Annotated in this window: 18 protein-coding genes; 4 read left to right on the top strand and 14 right to left on the bottom strand. The window is 61.1% G+C overall.

Annotated features, from left to right (window positions below):
* Window positions 1-4: 4 nt before the first annotated feature.
* From SJY08_RS21675 to paoA, 13 genes are all read right to left on the bottom strand, one after another.
* Window positions 5-1,144, bottom strand: a complete 1,140-nt coding sequence (locus tag SJY08_RS21675; protein WP_377278259.1) for a Gfo/Idh/MocA family protein — start codon at window positions 1,142-1,144, stop codon at window positions 5-7.
* 25 nt (window positions 1,145-1,169) lie between these two features.
* A complete protein-coding gene (locus tag SJY08_RS21670) occupies window positions 1,170-1,994 on the bottom strand; it encodes a class I fructose-bisphosphate aldolase (protein WP_377278257.1) in 825 nt (274 codons plus the stop codon).
* Between the two features lie 208 nt (window positions 1,995-2,202).
* Window positions 2,203-3,666 carry an alanine/glycine:cation symporter family protein gene (locus SJY08_RS21665; RefSeq protein ID WP_377278255.1) on the bottom strand — a complete coding sequence of 488 codons (1,464 nt, stop codon included), beginning with the start codon at window positions 3,664-3,666 and terminating at the stop codon, window positions 2,203-2,205.
* Window positions 3,667-3,677: 11 nt separating this feature from the next.
* A complete protein-coding gene (locus SJY08_RS21660; protein ID WP_377278253.1) occupies window positions 3,678-5,459 on the bottom strand; it encodes an SLC13 family permease in 1,782 nt (593 codons plus the stop codon).
* A gap of 156 nt (window positions 5,460-5,615) precedes the next feature.
* Entirely contained in the window at window positions 5,616-6,398 is a 783-nt protein-coding gene (locus SJY08_RS21655) for a FadR/GntR family transcriptional regulator (protein ID WP_377278251.1), read from the bottom strand.
* Between the two features lie 6 nt (window positions 6,399-6,404).
* Window positions 6,405-7,202 carry an ATP-binding cassette domain-containing protein gene (locus SJY08_RS21650; RefSeq protein WP_377278249.1) on the bottom strand — a complete coding sequence of 266 codons (798 nt, stop codon included), beginning with the start codon at window positions 7,200-7,202 and terminating at the stop codon, window positions 6,405-6,407.
* Window positions 7,199-8,998, bottom strand: coding sequence for a dipeptide/oligopeptide/nickel ABC transporter permease/ATP-binding protein (locus tag SJY08_RS21645; protein WP_377278247.1), 1,800 nt, complete (start codon window positions 8,996-8,998; stop codon window positions 7,199-7,201). The genes SJY08_RS21650 and SJY08_RS21645 overlap by 4 nt, the downstream gene beginning before the upstream one ends.
* Window positions 8,995-9,942, bottom strand: coding sequence for an ABC transporter permease (locus SJY08_RS21640; protein WP_069043010.1), 948 nt, complete (start codon window positions 9,940-9,942; stop codon window positions 8,995-8,997). The genes SJY08_RS21645 and SJY08_RS21640 overlap by 4 nt, the downstream gene beginning before the upstream one ends.
* Window positions 9,943-10,012: 70 nt before the next feature.
* Window positions 10,013-11,578, bottom strand: coding sequence for an ABC transporter substrate-binding protein (locus SJY08_RS21635; RefSeq protein ID WP_069043009.1), 1,566 nt, complete (start codon window positions 11,576-11,578; stop codon window positions 10,013-10,015).
* Between the two features lie 175 nt (window positions 11,579-11,753).
* A complete protein-coding gene (locus SJY08_RS21630; RefSeq protein ID WP_377278244.1) occupies window positions 11,754-13,034 on the bottom strand; it encodes a glycerate kinase in 1,281 nt (426 codons plus the stop codon).
* 221 nt (window positions 13,035-13,255) lie between these two features.
* The gene (gene paoC / locus SJY08_RS21625; protein WP_377278242.1) at window positions 13,256-15,454 is read right to left on the bottom strand and encodes an aldehyde oxidoreductase molybdenum-binding subunit PaoC; all 2,199 of its coding nucleotides are present in this window, start codon (window positions 15,452-15,454) and stop codon (window positions 13,256-13,258) included.
* A gap of 5 nt (window positions 15,455-15,459) precedes the next feature.
* Entirely contained in the window at window positions 15,460-16,410 is a 951-nt protein-coding gene (locus tag SJY08_RS21620) for an FAD binding domain-containing protein (protein WP_377278240.1), read from the bottom strand.
* Window positions 16,407-16,925, bottom strand: a complete 519-nt coding sequence (paoA, locus tag SJY08_RS21615; protein WP_082347642.1) for an aldehyde dehydrogenase iron-sulfur subunit PaoA — start codon at window positions 16,923-16,925, stop codon at window positions 16,407-16,409. The genes SJY08_RS21620 and paoA overlap by 4 nt, the downstream gene beginning before the upstream one ends.
* A gap of 304 nt (window positions 16,926-17,229) precedes the next feature.
* On the opposite strand from paoA, the gene SJY08_RS21610 reads away from it, so the two are divergent.
* From SJY08_RS21610 to SJY08_RS21595, 4 genes are all read left to right on the top strand, one after another.
* Entirely contained in the window at window positions 17,230-17,886 is a 657-nt protein-coding gene (locus SJY08_RS21610; protein WP_377278238.1) for an iron chelate uptake ABC transporter family permease subunit, read from the top strand.
* Entirely contained in the window at window positions 17,883-18,491 is a 609-nt protein-coding gene (gene fhuF, locus SJY08_RS21605; RefSeq protein WP_377278236.1) for a siderophore-iron reductase FhuF, read from the top strand. The genes SJY08_RS21610 and fhuF overlap by 4 nt, the downstream gene beginning before the upstream one ends.
* 67 nt (window positions 18,492-18,558) lie before the next feature.
* On the top strand, window positions 18,559-19,347 hold the full coding sequence (locus SJY08_RS21600) for an ATP-binding cassette domain-containing protein (protein ID WP_377278234.1): 789 nt from the start codon (window positions 18,559-18,561) through the stop codon (window positions 19,345-19,347).
* 365 nt (window positions 19,348-19,712) lie between these two features.
* Window positions 19,713-20,369, top strand: coding sequence for a response regulator transcription factor (locus SJY08_RS21595; RefSeq protein WP_069043002.1), 657 nt, complete (start codon window positions 19,713-19,715; stop codon window positions 20,367-20,369).
* 63 nt (window positions 20,370-20,432) lie between these two features.
* On the opposite strand, the gene SJY08_RS21590 is transcribed toward SJY08_RS21595, so the two are convergent.
* The gene (locus tag SJY08_RS21590; protein WP_377278232.1) at window positions 20,433-21,869 is read right to left on the bottom strand and encodes a sensor histidine kinase; all 1,437 of its coding nucleotides are present in this window, start codon (window positions 21,867-21,869) and stop codon (window positions 20,433-20,435) included.
* Between the last annotated feature and the right edge of the window lie 100 nt (window positions 21,870-21,969).

Below are 21,969 nucleotides of genomic sequence, written 5' to 3'. Positions count from 1 at the left end.
CACCTCAATCGTAGTCGACAGAAACGACCCGGTTTTCCAGACCGGATTGCAGCGCGGCCGTCAGCACGGCGTGATGGGCAGCCGCTTCCGCGGGGCTTGCACAGGGGAAGCCATTCGCAGTGCCACCCGCCAATTCGTCGACGAAGGCTGCCCACATTTGCTGGATCGCATCGGCGAAGCCGAATTCGAAGATCTTGCCGGTGATGGCGGGGAAGACCGAGCCATAGCCAAGGTCTTCCGTGTTCCAGGACTGGGTGCTGCCCTGGTAATCCATCCACTGCCACTGGCGCGGCTGCTTGGTCGAGAAGAAGGCGCTCTTCTTCATGCCGAGGATGCGGATGTACCAGGTGTTGGATTCGCCCGGTGCGATGCGCCATGTCTTGAGAACCAGAGGGAAATCCTGATCAGCGGTGCGCACGCGGCTGCTGATCGTCGCATTGTCCCAGGTGGTGCAGGGTACCCTGTTGCCCTTGCCATCCGGCCGCTCGGTGATCCGCTTGACGAGGTTGGCATGCAACGTTTCCGGCCGCCAGCCAAGCCTCAAGGGAACATGCAGCACATGCATGCCCAGATCCCCCATGCAGCCATAGGCGCCGTTGACATGCTCCATGCGCTTCCAGTTGATCGGCTTGTTGGGATCAATGTCGGAAGAATGCAGAAAGCCGGCTTCGACTTCGAGAATGTCGCCTATCTCGCCACTCGCCGCCATGGCAATGACCTTCTGCGCGCCGGGGAAGAAAGGCATTTCCGACGAGCAGCGAACGATGCTTTCCGGATGCTCGGCAAGAACGGCCATGATCGCCCTGTTCTGCGCCAGGTCCATCCCGAAGGGCTTTTCACCCAGCAGATGTTTTCCTGCCTTGATGATGTCGGTGTAAAACTCGGCGTGCAGCACATGCGGAACGGCGCAGTAAATGGCGTCGACCTCCGGATTGGCGAGAAGTTCGCGGTAGTCAGTGGTTGCCTGTCGAACGGAGGGAACGTGGGTCTGGAACCACGCCATCAGCTCCGTATTGGTGTCACAGACGGCGACGATCTCTGGCCTCGCCTTGGCGTCGGTCAGATGCATCCAGCGCGCAGCGGCGCTGGCAAATTCGCGGCCCATCAGGCCGCAGCCGATGACGCCGAAACGAAAGGTCTTCATGGGGTCCTCCTCCCGTCACGCAATCTCAGGCGAGATGGCGCGACGCTTCCTCCGCCGTTACGCCTTCATGCACGATCGCCATCAGCGCCCGCGTCATGCCGCCCGGATTGGCATGCTGGATGACATTGCGGCCGTAGACGATGCCGCGGGCTCCCTGTTCCATCAGCACCCTGGTACGCGATAGAATTTCCTCATCGGAGACCCTGCCCCCGCCGCGCACGAGCACCGGCAGCCCTTGAGCGATCTCGATCACCCGATGGTATTCCGTGACGTCGTCACAGGGGTCGGCCTTGATGATGTCCGCGCCGAGTTCGGCAGCCTGGCGGACCAGCGGCAAGATCTTGTCGATTGCGCCGTCAACCATATAGGCGCCCTTGGAATTGTCCTGCATGACCAGCGGCTCCACCATCAGCGGCATGCCGTAGATCTCGCATTCGCGTTTCAGGCTATTCACGTTGCGCACGCAGGCCCGATAGACCTCGGGCTGGTTAGGCAGCATCAGCAGATTGACCACGACACAGGCGGCATCGAGCGCGATCGCCTGCTCGACCGGACGATCGATCACCTCGGAGAACAGAGCACTCGGCAGCGGGTTGCCGTAGATGTTGGCAATATCGGTACGCAGCACGAGGGCTGGGCGAGACTTGCCAGGGATCGACTGCAGCATGGGCGCCGTGCCCGGCGGCAACTGGATGGCATCGGGGCCCGCCGCAGCGATAACCTCGATGGCTTTGCGCATGTTCTCGATACCGGCGAGAAACGTGCGTTCATTGAACATGCCGTGATCGATGGCCACGTCGAAGCAGTTTCCAGACGTGCCGAAGAGGCGGTTCAACCGCGCCTGTTTCATCATTATCTCCTCTCGATGTGGTAACGTTTCCACACAGGCTAGTAGCGCGCCCATAGCGTGTCAACGGAAATGATGGGGACGTTCCCCTAGCGAGGCGAGCACAAAAATGCCGCCCCGGAAAACCGAGGCGGCATCAATCAGCCGACAATATCATCGACCGCTTTGAGACGTTTGCGGGGGCCGCGTTGCCGCCGCCCCACAAACATCCTCAGGCCTTGGCGAGAGCGCGCCCGTTCGGTCCCGCCACTCTTTGCGCATGAGGCCAGGCGGAGTGATCAAGATCGAGATCCGGAAACGCCGTCGGCTCAAAGACCGGCCGCTCCACACCGGCCTTCAGCTGCGAGCGGAAATCGTCGAGGATCCGCAAGGCGACGGGGAAGAGCATCAGGATTACGGTGAGGTTGACCACCGCGAGCACGCCCATCAGCGGGTCGGAGAAGAAGAAGACCGCCGTTGCGCCTGGAGCCGTTGCCCCCAGGAAGACGACGATGACGATGGCAAACCTCAGTACATGCAAGGCGCCCGGCCGTGCGGTCATGACCTTCAGGGCCGTCTCACCGAGATAGTAGTTGTAGATGATCGAACTGAAGGCAAAGAGCAGGATGGCGAAAGTCAGGAAATACTGCGACCACTCGCCGACCTGGCTGACCAGCGATTGCTGGGTGAGCACGATGCCGTCGATGCCTTCCACGCCCGGCTGATAGACGGGGCTGAGCAGGATGATGAAGGCCGTGCAGGTGCAGATCACGATGGTGTCGATGAACACCGAGAAGGACTGGGTGATACCCTGGCTGATAGGATGGCGGACATCGGCCGTCGCCGCAACGTTCGGGGTGGATCCGAGGCCGGCCTCGTTGGAGAACAGCCCACGGCGAAGTCCTTGCGCCAGGGCAGCGCCGAAGCCGCCGCCGACGACCTCTTCCAGGCCAAAGGCATTGGCAATGATCGACCAGATGACGCCCGGAATCTCCGTGATGTTGGACAGGATGACCAGCAGTGTCAGGCCGATATAGATGAAGGCCATGATCGGAATGATCACATCAGCGACCTTCGCGATACGGCGGATGCCGCCATAGACGATGAAGCCGGTGATGATCGCAAGACCAATGCCGCTCCAGACACGCTCGACGCCGAGGCTGTCATAGACGGCACCGGCAAAGGTATTTCCCTGGAAGGCGTTGAAACCGAAGGCGAAGGCCAGCATCAGGCACACGGCATAGACCACGGCCAGCCATTTGTGCTTCGCGCCGAGCCCATAGATGATGTAGCCGGCAGGCCCGCCCTGATAGGTGCCGTCACCGTTGGAACGCTTGTAAAGCTGGGCAAGCGTCGATTCGACGAGGCTCGTCGCCATGCCGATGACCGCAATCGCCCACATCCAGAAGACGGCGCCAGGCCCTCCGAGCGTGATCGCGACCGCAACACCTGCGATGTTACCACCACCGACGCGCCCACCGACGGACACGAGCAAAGCCTCGCGTGCGCTGATCGCATTCGGATCGCCGGTCTGGTTCTTGGCGAACAGCACGCGAAACATTCGCTTGAAGAACCTGACCTGCACGAACCCGGTCATCACCGTGATGAACACGCCGAAGACAACGAGCATGGGGATCAAAGCCCATCCCCATGTGAGATCCTCGACCAGTCCGAAAAATCCGGTGATGATATCCATGCGTCTACTCCTCAAAGACCATAATAAAGATAGATGGCGTAGCAGGACGCCAAGCCCACGATGATGTTCATCGGCAAGCCGATCTTGACGAAATCGCTGAAGCGGTAGTTCCCGGCGCCATAGACCAGTGTGTTCGTCTGATAGCCGATCGGCGTGGCGAAGCTTGCACTTGCACCAAACATGACCGCCACCACAAGGGCCCTGGGATCAATACCCAATTGCTGACCGAGACCGATGACGATTGGCGTCAAGATGACGGCCACCGCGTTGTTGGTCACGCATTCGGTGAGCGTCGACGACAGCGTGTAGACCAGAAGCACCAGCACAAAGGGAGAGACGGTCGACATCAGCGGCATTGCCGTTTCAACAACCAGTGCAACGGCTCCGGTTTCCTGCAATCCCTGCCCCACAATCAGCATCGCAAAGATCAGGATCAGAATACCACCTTCGATCGAGCCCCAGGCTTCATCGGCGTCGATACAGCGCAAGATCAGGATTGCCGGCACGGCGATCATCGCCAGGATGCCGATGTCCATGACATTGAATGCAGCAAGCAGCACCACGAGACCGAGAGCAAGCAACGCCAAAGGCGCCTTGGTCGGCCTGAAGGCACGGGCGGACGAACGCGTGACGGATATCAGCTCATTCTGCTGCGAGAGTTCGTCCAGCGCTTCGGCGGTACCCTCGATGAGCAGCTTGTCTGCCGGCCGAAGACGGACATTGGCAAGGTCCGGACCCGGCACATGCCGGTGTCGGTGGGCACCGATGATGCGCACGCCGAAACGGCGGCCAAGGGTCAGACTGGAAAGACGCGTCCGATTGCCGTAGCGGCCGGGGGCAACGACCGCCTCGACGACGATGACCTCGCCCTTGGGCGCGGCTCCGCGTCTTTGACCGACACGCAACCCTTCCTTATCGTTCAGAGTCAAGAGATCGGTCGATCTGGCGAGAATGATCAGCCCATCGCCCTTCTTCAGGGTCATGGTCTCGACATCCTTGCGGATCACCTCGCCATTGGCATGCAGGCCGACGATGCGCAGCCCCGGCTGCTTGAATTCCGCAATTTCGCCGATCGGTTTTTCGGTGAAGGGACCATCTGCGAGCACGGTGATTTCCGAGAGAAATTCGGCGTCGTCCTGGTCATCCAGCTCGCCACCTTCCTCGCGGCGATCCGGCAAAAGAAACTTTCCGAGCACGAGCATGGTGAGCATGCCCGTTACGACTGCCACGAGACCGATCGGCGTGATTTCGAAAAGTGAAAAGGGCTCAAGGCCCTGCCCGCGCGCGACACCATCGACGAGCAGGTTGGTCGACGTCCCGATCAGCGTCAAGGTTCCGCCCAGAATGGCGGCGTAGGACACGGGGATGAGAAGCCTTGTCGCAGCAATGTCGAGCGAGGCGGCGAGCCGGATCACGATCGGGATCAGGACAAGGACTACCGGCGTGTTGTTCATGAAAGCCGATGCGACAAGCGCCGTCAGCAGGAACACGGCAAGCGCCAGCTGCGGCCGCTTCTTCGACCTCTCGAGGACCACGGCTGCCACCCGTTCCAGGACACCCGTGCGCACCAGGGCACCGGTGAGAACGAACATCGCTCCGATCGTCAGCGGCGCGGAATTCGAAAACACCGCCATCGCCTTGTCGGTCGGCACGAAGCCGAGCACGATGAAGACTGCCGCACCGGCGGATGCGGTCACTTCTGCGGGATACTTCTCCCAGACGAACAGACCAAACAACAAGATCACCAGACCCAGAGCGATCTGAGCCTCGTAGCCCGAGAAGAATTGCATCATGTTTTTTTCGAAAAGCCCCCGACTGACCGCGTGAATAAACGCGCGACATGCGATCTGGCTCCACCGGCTCGCAAAAATATCGAAGGCGAAGTGACCCACTGCACTTTGCACGTTCCACGTGCAATCCATAGCTCGATCTCCTCGCCTGCCCCGCCACTATCCGATCGTTTTTGCCCGCCCCAGCATATAGGCCTCGGCGAATGCCATGTGTTCGGCCGCGATCGAGCGCGCATCCTCCGTCCGTCCATCCTTCATGGCCGCCATGAGCCGGTACTGGTAGGAAAGCCCCTCTTCTCGCGAGCTGGGCGCGGGGTCGGCATAGATCTGCCGGGCCAGAGGCAGATCACGCAACAGATTGTGCATCAGGCCGCAGAGAAACCCGAGAAGCGGGTTGGGACAGAACTGAGCCAGCTGCGAGTGGAAATCAAGTTCGGCAACGCGTTGACGGTATTGATCGTCAGGATCGACCGGAGGGTGATCGTAGAGGCGGATCGTCCGTTCGAGCAGCGCCAGTTGCTGGCCCGAAATCAGGCCCGCAAGCGAGGCGGCAACCTCAGGCTCCAGCGCCTTGCGGATTGCATAGATGTCTGAGAGGGTGGGCGTATTGAAGAAGAAGTGGGTGGACAAGAGCTCCATGGCGTGCCGGGCGGAAGGAGCGGCGACGAAGGCACCGCCGCCGGGGCCGCTGCGCGTAAAGATCAGCCCCTGTGTTTCCAGCGCCTTCATCGCTTCGCGCACCGTACCCTTGGCGGCCTTGAAGCGGTCCATCAACTCGCGCTCCTGCGGCAGACGATCGCCGGGCTGGAGACCCTGCGAACGGATGAAGTCTTTCATCAGATCGGCGATGGCATCAGGTCGGCGCTTCGGCTTTCCCGCCGGGGTGAACAAGCGCTTACCGTCTTCGCTGCCTGCCTTCGCCCTCTCCTCAGTATCGGTCATCGCGCGTCATTCTCTCCTGATGCGAGGCGCACTGGCCACGAGCCGCCTTGTATAGGCGTGTTCAGGATCGGCAAAAAGCCTTGCAGCGGGTGCCAGCTCGACAATCTCACCGAAATACATGACGGCGACGCGGTCACAGATTGCCTCGACAACGGCAAGGTCGTGACTGATGAATAGATAGGACAAGTCGAAACGCGTTTTCAGATCGCTGAGAAGCAACAGCACCTGCGCCTGCACACCGACGTCGAGTGCGCTCACCGGCTCGTCGAACACCAGGATCTCCGCTTCTGCAGCGAGTGCCCGGGCGATCGCGATCCGTTGTGCTTGCCCGCCGGAAAATTCGTGCGGATAGCGCGAGAGCGTGTTTTCCGGCATCTGCACCGCGTCCAGCAGCTCGTTCATCCGTTGGCTCCGCTTGGGCGCCTCGTATCCGCACAGCAGCTTGAGCGGGGTCTCGAGGATGTTGCTGATTGTCTTGCGCGGGTTCAGCGAAGCAACCGGATCCTGAAAGACATACTGGATCGTCTTGCCGAAGGCCCGCGGCCCTTCCCGCCGAAGCGCCTCCGCATCCTTGCCCCCGATCAGCATGCTGCCGGAGGTCGGCGTCTCGAGCCCGACCAGCATGCGGGCAAGCGTGCTCTTTCCCGATCCGCTTTCCCCGACGACGGCAAGCGTTTCACCGCGCATAAGATCCAGCGACACGGATTTCACGGCCTTGACCTCGTGCCGTTCCTTGCCGAACAGGCTGCGCCCGCCACCGAAGGACTTGGTGAGCTCACGGACCTGGATCGCAGACGTCGTCATGACGCCTCCGCGTTCTGCTTAGGGAAGAGCCGGGCGACACGCTCCAGGAATTGCGCGCCGGTGCCGAGTTCGGGCACGCAGGCGATCAGCCGCTTCGTGTAGTCATGCTGCGGGTTGGCGAGAACCGCACGCGTTTCACCGGTCTCGACGATCTGACCGTCCTTCATCACGGCGACGCGGTCACAAATCTCCGACACGACGCCGAAATCGTGGGTGATGAAGAGAAGCGCCATCCCGCGCTCGCGCTGAAGATCACGCAAGAGCTCCAGAATGCGGGCCTGCACGGTGACGTCGAGAGCGGTCGTCGGCTCATCGGCGATGATCACATCGGGATCGTTGGCAAGCGCCATGGCAATGCCGATACGCTGGCGCTGGCCGCCCGAAAGCTGATGCGGATAGTGTTTCGCCCTTTCCCGGGCCTCCGGTATGCCAACCTTTTCAAGCAGCGCAATCGCCCGTTCACGGCGCTCACGTGTGCCGAACGACTGATGCGCGGCGATCGCTTCCTCGACTTGCTGTCCGACGGGATACATGGGGTGCAGGGTGGTCAGGGGATCCTGAAATACATAGGCGACGCGGCTGCCACGCAGGGAGATCAGTCGTGTCTGCGGCATCGCCAGCACGTCTTCATTGCCCACATAAATGGCGCCACTCTGGATGATGCCCGGTGGGGAGGCAACGAGCCCCATCACAGATAATGCCGTAACGCTCTTCCCCGACCCGCTTTCACCGATCAACCCGAGACATTCGCCACGCTTCCCATGCAGGGAAACCCCACGCACGGCCGGAATAATGTCGTCTCCGCTGCGGAAACCGGTCTCCAGACCTTCGATGGAAAGAGCAGCGTCCCGGACTGAGTTCTCCGGAACGTTTCGATCGGTCGCAATTTCCGTGACAGGTCCGGGACGCGCCAGCGCCCCGGAGCGCAGACGCGGATCAAGAACGTCGCGAATGCCATCACCCAGCACATTCAGGCTGATGACGATGAGGAAGATCATGATGCCCGGCACGATCGACACATGCGGAGCGGTGAAGAGCTGCGCCCGCCCCTCGCCCAGCATCGACCCGAGATCGGCTTGGGGCGGCTGCGCGCCCAGACCGAGGAAGCTGAGGCCCGCCGTCTCCAGGATCATCCAGCCGGCCGTCGTCGACATCGTGATGACGATGACCGGCGCCACGTTCGGCAACACCTCGGTGAACATGACGGACAGGTGCCCCTTGCCGGACAGGCGCGCAGCATCGACGAATTCGCGATGGGCGTATCCGAGCGTCACGCCGCGCACATTTCGCGCGAAAAAGGGGATGTTGACGATGGCGATGGCATAGAGCGCGTTCATCAGGCCCGGCCCGAGCGCGGCAACGATCGCCAGCGCCAGCAGGATGTAGGGGAAGGCCATCAGCATGTCGATGCCACGCATGATGGCATTGTCCGTGCGTCCACCGACATAGCCAGCGACAATGCCGATGACCGACCCGATCAGCGCGGCGATCAGCGTCGCCGTGAAGCCGACCGTGACGGACAGACGCGCGCCCCACAAAAGCCGGCTCAGGATATCGCGGCCAAGCTGATCGGTGCCGAGAAGATGCCCGGCCGTCAGAACCGGCTTCAGCCGTTCTGCCGGCGCGGTGGCATCGGGATCGGGCAGAGGCAAGATCGGCACAAGCAGGATCAAGAGAGCGATCAACCCGATCAGCACGAGACCTGCCGCCGCGAGACGGTTGTTGAGGAGCAGCCGCCAGGATGTGATCCGGCTGGAAGCGACTTTGGGCTGGGCAACCTCGGATACGGTACTCACGTGCGGATCCTCGGGTCGAGCATGGATTGGAGAACATCGGCGACGAGGTTGAAGAGCACGTAGCTCGCGGCAACGACGAGCACACCGCCCTGCACCAGCAGGATGTCGCGGCTGGAGATGGCCTTGACCAGCATGGCCCCGACACCCGGCCACTGGAACACGGTCTCGATATAGACGGCGCCGCCGAGCACGAAGCCGGACTGGATGCCGATCACCGGAATGATGCTGACCAGTGCCGATCGAAACGCGTGACCATAGATGACCCGCCGTTCCGAAAGTCCCTTGGCGCGGGCTGTGCGGACAAAGTCCTGCCGAAGCACTTCCAGCATGGCGCCCCGCGTCAGACGCGCGATCACGCCTGCCGCGACGACCGACAGCGTGACGGCGGGCAGCACCAGATGAAGCAGAAGGTCCTTGATGTCCCCTCCCCCATAGACGGCATACATGCCCGAGGCCGGCAGCATGCGCCACTTGACCGCGAAGAGGTAGATGAGAAGGAGCCCCAGCCAGAAGGATGGCATGGAGATCCCGGCCAGCACGAAGAAGGTGATCGCGCGGTCCGCCCATCCGAATTGCCGGACAGCCGAGACAACACCGGCGAGAAGGCCGATGACCGTGCACAAGACGAGAGAGACGCCGGCAAGGATGAGGGTCGCGCCGAAACGCTCGAGGACCTCGTCCAGCACGGGTCGGTTCAGGGCATAGGAGCGGCCGAAATCACCCTGCAGCACATTGCCGATCCAGACCAGGTATTGCTGAAACAGAGGCTGATCGAGACCGAGGTCGCGATTGATCCGCTCGACATTTTCAGGCGTTGCATAGGCGCCAAGAATGGCGGTCGCCGTATCCCCGGGAATGAGGGCCATCACCAGGAAGACGATGATCGACAGGCCGAACAGCACGGGCACGACCGCGATCAGACGTTTGAGAATATAGGCCGACATCGCAACCTCCGGGCACGTTCAAGGCTGACGCCGGCGAGCGGATTACCCGCTGGCGTCAGTCGCAGGAGGATTACTGCTTCGTCACACCGTGCAGGTTGAGAAGAAAGGAGGGCTGAAGCTTGAAGCCTTGGACAGCTGCCGTCGTGACCGCGTTCTGCTTCCAGTTGGCAACAAACAGCCAGGGCGCATCGTCATGCACGATTTGCTGGACCTGGGCGTAAAGCTTGCCGCGTTCAGCCTGATCCGTCGATGTGCGCGCCTTCTCCAGCAACGCGTCGACCTCAGGATTGGAATAGTAGCCCGAGTTGAAACCTCCCTTATCCGGCATCGCATCGCTGCGCAGCGTGAGATAGGGCACGGTGTCGGGATCATTCGTCATCCAGGCCATTTCGGCCATATCAGCCTGACCGTCGAGACCCTGGTTGACGCGACCGAGGAAGGTATTCCACTCATAGGTCTCGATCTTGACGTTGAAGCCGACAGCCTGCAGATCGGCCTGGATAGCGGCACCCATCGTCACCGGATCGAGCATGCCCGAACCGCCTTCAGTGACGTAGAATGTCAGTTCCGGCGCCTCGACACCTGCCTCGGCGAGCAGGGCCTTGGCCTTCTCTGGATCGTAGGCATAGGGCTCGACCGAGCTTTCCACCCAGTTGAAGGCAGGCGGGATCGGACCAGCGGCCACTGTTGCCGTGCCCTGGAGCACATCGTTGACCAGCGTCTCCTTGTTGACGGCGTAGTTGGCGGCCTGACGAACGCGCTTGTCGGCGAACGGACCGCTCTTCGTGTTCAGGATGCCGAACCAGACATGTGGCCCCGCCTGCTCGGCGACAGAGAACGCGGCATCCTGCTGGAAGGTCGTGAGATTGTCCGGCGGCACCTCGACCATCACGTCGATGCCTCCGGAAAGCATTTCGGCAACACGCGTGTTTGCATCTGTCACGGGTCGAAAGACGACGGCTTCGAGGGCCGCAGCCTCACCCCAGTAGTCCGGGTTGCGCTCGACGACCACACGTTGGTTGGACAGCCATTCGGCAAACTTGAAGGGTCCGGTACCAGAGGGGTTCCGGCCATAGTCGGCGCCATGCTGCTCCACCGCAGCCGGAGAAACGATCAGCCCCGTGGGATAGGCGAGATTGGACAGGAAGGGCGCAAAAGCCTCGCTCAGCTTGAACTCGACAGTCTGGCTGTCAATCACGTTGACGGCCTCGACCGAGGCGAAGTTGAACGACAGGGGAAAGGGGCCGGTATTGTAGAAAGGATGGTCCTCTTTCAGCATCCGGTCGAAGTTGAACTTGACGGCCTCGGCGGTGAAGTCCGAACCGTCGTGAAACTTCACCCCCTGACGCAGCTTGAACGTATAGGTCTTGCCGTCCTCCGAGATATCCCAGCTCTCCGCAAGTGCCGGCTCGATCTCCAGCGTCCCGTCCTTGAAGCGCACAAGGCCCTCATAAACATTCACCAGAATGCGGAAATCATTGGTGGCGGTCACCGTATGCGGATCGAGAGACTTGGGTTCGGCGATCTGCCCGACGACGAGGACATTGGGCGGGGTCTGCGCGCTCGCCGGTTGGGCGGCGATCATGGCGGCACTCAAGGCGGCAGCGGCAAATGCGCTCCGGAACAGCCTCTTCATGGGGAAATCCTTTCGATTTGGCATCCTTTATGTGCGCTATTAATTCACATAGATAACTCTAATGCAATAATTTATCATGATGGATATCAACCACAGGATTTCTCGCAGGCACACCAATGCAGCGAGCACCAGCCCCCATCACGCGTCGGGTTTCGTCAGTGAACGGAAATTTCGGCTAAAGCCTTGATGGGGTCGGACGCGGCTGCACGAGGATCGCGCGGAAATCGTTGACGTTGGTCAGGGTGGGGCCGGTGACAACCTGCGCGTCCAACGCTGAGAAGAACGAATGGGCGTCATTTCGTTGCAGAGCGACCTCTGGGTCGCAACGCAGTTCGGCAGCCTTCTTCAGAAGTTCGGGACCGATGACGGCGCCGGCGACTTCGGCGGCACCATCGACGCCATCCGTGTCGCAAGCGAGCGCATGGATACCTGCGGCGCCATCCAGAGCCAGCGCAAGCGCCAGACAGAACTCAGCATTGGGCCCGCCAATGCCGTCGCCGCCCCGGGTGACCGTCAGTTCGCCGCCGGAGAGGAGAAGGATCGGCGGATCCCCGGCACGCAGGGAGTGCTGCAAGGTTATAGCCTCTTTCGCCTGGGCCTCGGCCACCAGCCTCGCCTCGCCTTCCAGGGCATCGCCGAGAATGCGAACATCGCAACCCGCCTCTCGGGCGAGTTCCGCAGCCGCCTCCAGCGATTGCCGGGGCGCGGCATAGATAACGTTGCGCACGCGGGCGAGGCGCGGATCGCCGGGTCTGACGACCCCGGAGCCCCGTGCCAATGCCTCGCGAACCCCGCCAGGAAGCGCTATCTTCCATTGATCGATCACGGCCAGAGCGTCGTCCGGGCTCGACGGATCGCCAACGGTCGGACCGGAGCCGATGAAGGCCGGATCGTCTCCCGGCACATCCGAGATCATCAAGGCGAAGAGCTGAGCCGGCCAGGCTGCGGCGGCCAATTGCCCACCCTTCACTCGGCTGAGTTGTTTTCGAACCGTATTCATCCGGTCGATCGGCGCGCCTGACGCGAGCAGGGCCTGATTGACCGCCTGCTTTTCGGCAAGCGAGACGCCCGGCACCGGCTGGACCAGCAGCGCCGAGGCTCCGCCCGAGATCAGCGCCAGCACGAAATCGCCTTCGCCGGCACTTTCGACCAGATCCAGCAGACGCGCCGTCGCCTTCAGGCCCGCCTCGTCGGGGACCGGATGGGCCGCCTCTACGATCTCGATGCCACGACAGGGCCTGCCATAACCATAACGCGTGATGACGAGGCCTTCACAGGGACCCCAGACCGCCTCGACCGCTTCCGCCATCCGCGCACTCGCCTTGCCAGCTCCGACGACGATCACCCGACCCTTCGGCTTTTCAGGCAGAAAATCCTTGAGCGTCCGCATCGGATCCGCCACCTCTACGGCACGGTCGAACAGCTGGCGCAGGAAAAATTCTGGTCTTTCGATCATGCACTTGGCCTCTCCCGAAGGCATTAGCGAACAGGCGGCCCTGTGACCTCGCCATCGTAGTTTGCCGGCGCACCGCGAAAAGTACGCCAGTTCCGAGGCGGTGATGCTATCCTCAAACTCGACAGGATCGCAACGCTCCGCCTTCCATAGGCGGCACCCTCACACGGGGAGCAAAGACGCGCCCGACATCGATGCCGCGCGCGCGCTCTAGCGGTCCGAGATCAAAAATCGGCGGGCAGATGTCCGATCAGCTTGTCCAGCGTGACCGGATAGTCGCGGATACGAGCACCCGTGGCGTTGTAGATGGCATTCGCAATCGCCGCGGATACGCCGCACAGCCCCAGTTCGCCGACACCCTTGGCCTTCATCGGTGACGACATCGGATCGGTTTCGTCGAGGAAGATCACCTCTTGGCTCGGAATGTCCGCGTGCACGGGCACCTCGTAACCGGCGAGATCGTGGTTGACGAAAAAGCCTCGGCTCGTGTCGACGATAAGCTCCTCCGAAAGCGCGGCCCCAATGCCCATGGTCATCGCACCGATCACCTGGCTCCGCGCGGTAATCGGGTTGAGAATGCGGCCGGCGGCGCAAACGGCCAACATGCGCCGTACGCGGCATTCTCCGGTGACGATATCCACACCCACTTCGACGAAGTGCGCGCCGAAGGTCGATTGCTGATGGGTCTTGGAGAGATCACCCCATTCGATCGTGTCCTCGCCGACCAGAGCATCAGCACCGACGGCATCCGATAGCGGGATCGCATGATTGCCCGAGCGAACCTGACCGCCTTCGAATGTCACATCCTGCGCGTTGAAGCCGACTTTCTGGATAACGGCCTCGCGCAGCTTGACGCAGGCTGCATAGACGCCAGCCGTCGAACAATTGGCACCGAACTGACCGCCGGAGCCGGCGGATACCGGAAAGCTGGAATCGCCGAGCCGGACATCGACTTCCTCCAGCGTCACCCCCATCATTTCGGCAGCGGTCTGCGCGATGATGGTGTAGCTGCCCGTGCCGATATCGGTCATGTCAGTCTCGACGGTAATCCGACCATTGCTTTCGAGGCGGACCCGGGCACCGGACTCAACCAGCAAGTTGTCGCGATAGGCTGCGGCGACCCCGGTTCCGACAAGCCAGTTGCCGTCGCGCCGCGCTCCAGGCTTTCCCCGGTCGCTCCAGCCGAAGCGTTCTGCACCGAGGCGCAGACAACCGATCAGGTCGCGTTTCGAGAAGGGGCGATCCGGGTTTTCCGGATCGACCTGCGTGTCGTTGATGACCCTGAAGTCGACAGGATCGATGCCGAGCTTTTCTGCCATCTCGTCCATGGCAATTTCGAGTGCCATCAGACCCGGCGCTTCGCCCGGCGCGCGCATCGCATTGCCCTCGGGCAGGTCGAGCATCGCCAGGCGCATGGCGGTCATGCGGTTTTCGCCCGCATAGAGAAGTCGCGTCTGGTTGACCGCCGTTTCGAGGCTTCCCTCCGGCAAGTTGCCGGACCAGCTCTCATGTGCAATCGCCTCGATCTTTCCATGGCTATCGGCACCGATCCGGACACGCTGGATCGTCGCCGGCCGATGGGTGGTATTGTTCATGATCACAGGCCTCGGCAGGGAGACCTTGACCGCGCATCGAGCAGCCTTGGCACCCAGCGCGGCAAGCGCCGCATCCGCCCTGAGAAACAGCTTGCCGCCGAAGCCTCCGCCGATGAAGGGCGACATCAGCCGGATCTTCTCCTTGTCCATGCCAAGGAAGGTCGCAAGATCCGTCCGCCACCAGTCGATCATCTGGCTCGAGGTCCAGATCTTCAGTTCATCGCCGTCCCAGACTGCCATCGAGGCATGCGGCTCCATCGCCGCATGCGACTGGTCCGGCGTGCTGTACTCGGCATCGAGCGTCACAGACGAGCGAGCATAGGCATCATCGAAGTCGCCGAAGGCAGTGTCGGGCGCCTCATCTTCCGAGGGCTTTTCTGCCGTTTTCATGGCCTCGGACAGATCGAAAAACCCCTCCTCGCGCTCGTAGGAGACGTCGATCAGCGAAGCAGCCGCCCGTGCCTGCTCGAATGTCTCGGCAACGACAAGCGCGATTGCCTGATGATAATGCTGGACGACATCTCCGCCAAAGAGCGTTGCCGTATTGTGCTCACCCTTCTCGCGCTTTCCGACGTCAAGTGTGGTGACCACGGCAATGACGCCAGGTGCCTGCCGGGCGCTCTCGCTGTCGATCTTGATGATGCGCCCTTTGGCAATGCCGGCAGCCACCGGATAGCCATAGGCGATCTTGAGACCGAGATCCCAGTGCTCATAGGCATAGGTGGCGCGACCCGTCGTCTTGAGCTCGCCGTCGATCCGGTGCGTGGGCCGGCCGATCACCTTCAGATTGTCGATGGGATTGGTCGTTTCTGGCCTGTCGAACTTCATGAGCTTTAATCCTTGGCTTGCGCAATGACGGCGCTCAGCAAGCGCTCCACGAGAGCGAGCTTGAAACGGTTCTGGTCCGTGGGTCGGGCGCCAGCGAGCAAGACTGCCGCCGTCGCTTGAGCACCGTTCGGCAGTTGTGCCTCCGCATTCTCGATCCGCCACGGCTTGTGCGCGACGCCCCCGAGAGTGATCCGCCCGGACCCGTCCGGCTGGATCACGGCTGCGACAGACACGAGCGCGAAGGCATAGGATGCGCGGTCGCGAACCTTGCGATAGATCTGGGTGCCGCCGATCGGCGGCGGCAGACAGACTGCCGCGATGATCTCGCCCTGCTCCAGGACCGTTTCGATATGCGGCGTGTCTCCCGGCAGACGGTGAAAGTCGGCAAGCGGAATGACCCGCCGGCTGCCATCCGCCTTCACAGTCTCGACGACGGCATCGAGCGCGCGCATCGCAACGGTCATGTCGCTGGGATGGGTCGCGATGCAGGCGTCGCTTACCCCGAGGACCGCATGCTGCCGACTGAAGCCACCGATGGCCGAACAGCCGCTGCCCGGCTGCCGCTTGTTGCAGGGTTGATTGGTGTCGTAGAAATAGGGACAGCGGGTCCGCTGCAGAAGGTTTCCGCCGGTCGTGGCGCGGTTGCGCAATTGCCCGGAAGCACCGGAAAGCAGCGCCCGCGCAAGCAGCGGATAGTCTCGACGGACAATCTCGTGGGCTGCCAGATCTGTATTGCGCACCAAGGCCCCGATCCGCAGGCCACCGTCCGCCGTCGGTTCAATCTCGTCGAGGTCCAGCCCGTTGACATCGATCAGATGGGTCGGCGTCTCGATTTGGAGCTTCATCAAATCGAGAAGATTGGTACCGCCGGCGATAAACTTGGCATGCGGATTTGATGCGGCAATTTGCGCTGCCGCTTCGGCCGAGGCCGCGCGTTCATAGGTGAAGGCTTTCATGAGCGTGTTTCCGCGACCTCGGTAATGGCATCGACGATGTTGGAATAGGCACCGCAGCGACAGATATTGCCGCTCATCCGCTCGCGGATCTCCTCGGCGGTCGGTCGTGCCTTGTTCATCAGGTCATCGGTAACGTGGCTGGGGACGTCGGCCGCGATCTCTTCGAGCATCGCGACGGAGGAACAGATTTGGCCGGGCGTGCAATAACCACACTGGAACCCGTCATGCCTTACGAAAGCGGCCTGCATCGGGTGCAGATCGCCGGGCGCGCCCAGCCCCTCGATCGTGGTGACCTCAGCGCCCTCGTTCATGACGGCGAGTGTCAGGCACGAATTGATCCGACGTCCGTCGACGATGACGGTGCAGGCGCCGCACTGGCCATGGTCGCAGCCTTTCTTGGTGCCCGTGAGCTGCAGGTTTTCTCGCAAGAGGTCGAGCAATGTGGTTCGGTTGTCGAGGTCGATCTCGCGGGATATCCGGTTCACCGTCAGGCGAACCTTGCTAGTCTCATTCATCAACTCACCTCGTTATCGCGTCCCCACGGGAACGGTTCCGGCCTATTCGCCGGGATGCGACCGACATTCGACCAGCCACAGCCCGCGCCAAGTTTGCAAAAGCCACCCGACCCGACTTTGTTCCAACCGATATCAGGTCCTGCTGGGCGTTGGCTGTCTGCTTGCGAGAGGATCGACAGTGGCTCACGCCAACTCCTTTGGGCGATACCGGCTGGCGGCTTGGGCTTTGTGCTTGCATGCAGCGCCCGCAAAAGTTTAACATGAGTTTTCAAGGCATGTTTCTTTGTGACCCGCACCGCCATGAGTGTTGTCCTCTCCGCTGGTCATGTTGCTCGGCGGCATTGGCGGGGCGCTCGCGACATTTCTGGTGATGATGGCCATCACCGCCAAATCAGCCCATGCGCCCGGACCGGTCTTGCTCACGGGTGCCGCCATCGACACATTTGCCGCCACGCTCATCACTGTTGTGCTGGCAAGCGGCGATCCGCGTGCGGTCTATGTGCTGGCCTGGTCGATGGGGCCGACCTACCGCGCCACGGCAATCACCGGGTTGGCGGGATTGGCGATCTTGCTGGTCGCTCTTGCTCTGCTTCCGCTTTTTCGACGCTGGCTGCAAATCCTGCCACTCGGAGACCAGGCGGCGCGCGAACTGGGGCTTCACCCACGACGGTGCCAAACGTGGCTCCTGTCGCTGTCAGCCGTCCTCACCGCCGCGGCAACCTTGATCGTCGGCCCCTTGAGCTTTGTCGGACTGATCGCGCCCCATATCGCGGCGATGACCACGCCTCCGAAACCGCTGAACCGGGCCTTGTGCGCCGCAGCCATCGGGGCAACCTTGATGACCGCGGCTGACTGGCTCGGTCGCAGCATTCACTTCCCCTACGAGATCCCGGCAGGCGTCCTCGCGGCCTTCGTCGGTGGACCTTACTTCCTGTGGCTCCTTTACCGGAGACACCCATGAACGGGATCAGCAGTCCGCAGGATCGGCTCGCGCGATTGAGCGGCCCGCTGTCGCCGATCAGGGACAGACTGTCCCATGGACCGGAAATCCGCAGGGTGGAGCCATCCGCACAGGTGCTGGAAGCCGATGCCCTTGCTTGTCTCATGCAAAGCTACGCACGTCGCTTTGGCGTCAAACCCGATGGCTATCTGGTTTCCCTATGGTCGCAGAAATATCTGGCAACCGTGATCATCCCCGTCATGGCCCTGTCCGTGATCGGGGGAAAAGCCGTTCATGCCGAGATCGAGAACACAGTGATCGTCGTCGTCGACGACGGCGAGCCGGTCGCCTTGCGTCTCCCCGCCGCTTTCACGACAGAGGAGGCAGACCAGGCAGCCTCCCTGCTGGTCTCCACGCACCTGACCCCGCTCATTGATGCCTTGGCAAGGCAGAGCGGCCTGTCGAGAAAAGTATTCTGGGGCAATGCGGCGCATTATCTCGAGTGGATTGTCCGGCAGCTTCCCGGGAAAAACCCAGCCTTCAACCTACCCGCCCCGATGACGGATGCCATCCGCTACGTCGAGGAAGACGGATGCGCGTGCGTCGCCGGAAAGTCTGCTGTCTGAGGGATCGCATTCCGGGCATCGAGGATTGCCGCAGTCTCTGCCCAGATCGAGTAAAAAGGATGAAATCTTGAACAGACAGAGATCGACCTTCTCTCTTTGCGACGTCGCCTTCGATGTGGCCGAACGGCCCATTCTTGCGCCACTGACGCTTGAGATCCCGATCGATGGCCAGGTTCTCGGACTGATCAGGCACAACGGCTCAGGCAAATCGACGCTTCTGAAACTGTTGGCACGTCAGCAAATGCCCACGAGCGGCAGCATCACCCTGAACGGACGACGGCTCGACACCTGGGGCGACCGGGCGCTGGCGCGCAAGGTCGCCTATCTGGCGCAGCACCTACCCTCGGCTGCCGGAATGACCGTCCGCGAACTCGTGTCGCTTGGACGCTATCCCTGGCAAGGCGCCTTCGGTCGTTTCGGCGAGGTGGACAGACAAAAGACAGAGGAAGCAATTGCATTGACCGGTGTCGCCCCACTCGCCGACCGCCTCGTCGACACGCTCTCGGGCGGTGAAAGACAGCGCGCCTGGCTCGCCATGCTGGTGGCTCAGGATACGGAATACCTGTTGCTCGACGAACCGATCTCGGCCCTCGACATTTCCCATCAGATCGAGGTCCTTTCACTGGTCCGCAAGCTGTCTCAGGAGAAGGGTCTCGGCATCATCATCGTGCTGCACGACATCAACATGGCGTCCCGCTTTTGCGATACCATCACGGCGCTCCATTCAGGCCGCGTGATCATACAGCGAGCCTCAGAGACGATCATGACGCCTGAAGCACTCCAGCGCATCTATGGTTTGCCGATGGACGTCATGATCCACGAGCCAACGCGGAAACCTCTGGCGATTGCGCGTTAGGCTGCGTTGAAGCTCGTCCACCGACAGCGCGCAATTCCCAATGACGGGCTTTCCAGATTGTCTGGTCGAACCCGACAGTAAGCGCAAACGCCAAGCTCATCACTCGCCAACTAACGGCTTCCAAGAAGTCAATATTAGATAATAAACATATACAGTTTAGAATATAAGCTGGCCAGCCGTAAATCGCTTTGAGGGTCAAACTGGTATCACAGTAGTCGTAGCCCAGCGCAGACCAGCAACTGCAGCCGGGGCGCCGGCTCGCCGACTCTACCAGAAAAGGCCGCGCCAGTATTAACTGAAACTTAAACAACTGCTTCCTGAAAGGTATTTACCATGGTAAATATATCCCTAGAGGGGTAGGGGTAATGCTTGTACGTGTCGCGTTTGTAGACGATCATCCGATACTGTTGGAGGGACTGGTCAGCCTGTACAGGACCAAGGCTGATCTTGATGTCGTGGCAATGGGCCATACCAGCGTGGATGCGCTGAACATCCTGGAAAACCATCATCCAGACGTAATCGTCATGGATCTGAGCATGCCGGGAGACGCCTTCGCAGCGATCGACGTTATGCTGGCCTCCTATCCCGCGACCAAGGTTATCGTTTTCACGGCTTCCAGCGCGATCCAGCCCGCCGTCGAACTCATCGAAGCTGGTATCAGCGGTTATGTCCTCAAGGGCGCATCATCTTCGGATTTGCATCACGCCATCATCAGTGCTCACAGCGGCGAGACCTACATCACACCCGGCTTTGCAACCAAAGTCATCGTGTCGATGAAGACGTCGGAGCTGCGGCGCAAGGCACAGCCGCGTGAGCAGCTACACCATCGCGAGGAGCAGATCGTCAGCGGCCTGCTCAAGGGCATGACGAACAGGGAAATCGGTGTCGGCCTGAACATCAGCGAAAAGACGGTCAAACACTACATGACTTCACTGATGAGCAAACTCAACGTCCGCAATCGCGTCGAACTCGTGATTGCCGTGAGGAACCGGACGTCGCCGCGGGACCGGATCGCAAGCTGACAATCATACCAAGTGCCGATGATAGGAACCGATCCTATGGGTTCTTGTCATCAACACTTGGTATCAGTCGACATTTCCGATCGGCAAGCTGGCCACAACAAATGAACCGTTTCGGCGTGGGAAGTAGCGTACCCGACCACCAAATGTGCGGACGCGTCGCTTCTGGCTGACCTTGCCCAATCGCGCCCTCTGCACCTCACGTTTCGACGACAAGACCGGGCGTTGGCCAATATCCACCACCGCGACGAACAGACGTCCGCGTTTGAAGCTGCAGCGCACCATGTGAGAATTGCCGTGGGCGTGACGGTAGCTGTTCATCAGCCCTTCGAGAACGAACCGGTAGAGGCAGATCGACAGATCAGGAATGCGCAGATCCGTGCCTGCGCCCCCAGTCAAGACCGTTTCACGTCCCGTGATCTCAAGGTAACGCTTGGTTGCCAACTGGAGAGCCTCGTCAATGGTGGCATGCTCAAGCTCGGGAAGCACCAACCCGGCCGACAGGTTACGTACCTCATCGAGAACACTGCCCACGAGATCCAGGATCTTGGTGAGGGCATCCCGCATCTCTGGGGAGACATCCGGCCGCGGCGTGACCAGATCGCTCAAACGCAGCTTCAGGAGCGTGAGAAGCTGAACCGAACCATCATGCAGGTCCGCACCGATCTGATCCAGGATGCGCTCATTCAGCTTGCCGGCTTCTGTCCGCGCATTGTCGGCGAGGAGGCGGAGTTGATTGTTTTCAACCGACAGCTCGATGGCGTTGCGGAGGCTTTCCTTCAGAGTTCGGCGCTGTTGTTCGATAAGCTGCGCGCCCCGCCTGACCACAAGATAGAGCATTGACAGCATCGGCACAGACAGAAGAAAGACGCCAGCCATCGACGTTTGCCGGGTCTCTGCAATCTGCCGTTCGAGCACTTCGGATTCTTCGTAGATCTCACCCGCCAGCAAAACCACACCTTCGGACGACCTGACGAGAGGACTATAAACCTCGAGAAGAGACTGGGCTTCCTCTTCGTCCGTATAGGCGTGTTTGGCAACCGTGGTACGGGAGACGATCGTCCTTCCGGCGAGGGCTTGTTCGAGCTCGTCAAACAGCAGGGGCTCCCCGGAGGCATCAGGTGGATAGACCTGTCGGCCATCGGCAGACCAGATCTTGATGTTGATGATCCGCTGTCCCGGAGGCCCGGTCCCGATCAGGCTGGAAACATTGGCTTGAAATTTCTCGTCGAAGCGAAACTCCCCGTCTTCGGCGCGCTCCAACAGGGGGGCGACGAGGGTCTGCAGTCTGACGCCTCCTGCGGAGCCCGCCGCATTCCGGGCCGCCTTTTCGACCTGTGCGGCGACAAACAGGCTCACGCCGGTCATCAGGCCAAAGACGATCAGGGATGCCGCAATCAGGAACTGTGCCGACAGCGACAGGGATTTCAGCCTTGTCCAGGCGCTCTGGACCAAGGATAGCGGCGCAATTTCATGTGCAATCTTCTTCGACTTGGTGTTCATCACACCGGGCCGAGTTCTGCCCAGGGCATAAGCATCAGTTTTCCCTTCCCCCGCGCCTTCCAGAGGCACCCAGTATAGTGATGCAGTTTCCCTGCCTACA

It is taken from the genome of Rhizobium sp. R86522 (assembly GCF_042466255.1).
Classification (GTDB): Bacteria; Pseudomonadota; Alphaproteobacteria; order Rhizobiales; family Rhizobiaceae; genus Allorhizobium.
This window is presented reverse-complemented; position numbering and strand designations above follow the sequence as displayed.

Coding starts and splice junctions, on each gene's coding strand:
- SJY08_RS21675 (WP_377278259.1), bottom strand. CDS start 1,144: ATGAAGACCTTTCGTTTCGGCGTCATCGGCTGCGGCCTGATGGGCCGC.
- SJY08_RS21670 (WP_377278257.1), bottom strand. CDS start 1,994: ATGAAACAGGCGCGGTTGAACCGCCTCTTCGGCACGTCTGGAAACTGC.
- SJY08_RS21665 (WP_377278255.1), bottom strand. CDS start 3,666: ATGGATATCATCACCGGATTTTTCGGACTGGTCGAGGATCTCACATGG.
- SJY08_RS21660 (WP_377278253.1), bottom strand. CDS start 5,459: ATGATGCAATTCTTCTCGGGCTACGAGGCTCAGATCGCTCTGGGTCTG.
- SJY08_RS21655 (WP_377278251.1), bottom strand. CDS start 6,398: ATGACCGATACTGAGGAGAGGGCGAAGGCAGGCAGCGAAGACGGTAAG.
- SJY08_RS21650 (WP_377278249.1), bottom strand. CDS start 7,202: ATGACGACGTCTGCGATCCAGGTCCGTGAGCTCACCAAGTCCTTCGGT.
- SJY08_RS21640 (WP_069043010.1), bottom strand. CDS start 9,942: ATGTCGGCCTATATTCTCAAACGTCTGATCGCGGTCGTGCCCGTGCTG.
- SJY08_RS21635 (WP_069043009.1), bottom strand. CDS start 11,578: ATGAAGAGGCTGTTCCGGAGCGCATTTGCCGCTGCCGCCTTGAGTGCC.
- SJY08_RS21630 (WP_377278244.1), bottom strand. CDS start 13,034: ATGATCGAAAGACCAGAATTTTTCCTGCGCCAGCTGTTCGACCGTGCC.
- paoC (WP_377278242.1), bottom strand. CDS start 15,454: ATGAAGTTCGACAGGCCAGAAACGACCAATCCCATCGACAATCTGAAG.
- SJY08_RS21620 (WP_377278240.1), bottom strand. CDS start 16,410: ATGAAAGCCTTCACCTATGAACGCGCGGCCTCGGCCGAAGCGGCAGCG.
- paoA (WP_082347642.1), bottom strand. CDS start 16,925: ATGAATGAGACTAGCAAGGTTCGCCTGACGGTGAACCGGATATCCCGC.
- fhuF (WP_377278236.1), top strand. CDS start 17,883: ATGAACGGGATCAGCAGTCCGCAGGATCGGCTCGCGCGATTGAGCGGC.
- SJY08_RS21595 (WP_069043002.1), top strand. CDS start 19,713: ATGCTTGTACGTGTCGCGTTTGTAGACGATCATCCGATACTGTTGGAG.
- SJY08_RS21590 (WP_377278232.1), bottom strand. CDS start 21,869: ATGAACACCAAGTCGAAGAAGATTGCACATGAAATTGCGCCGCTATCC.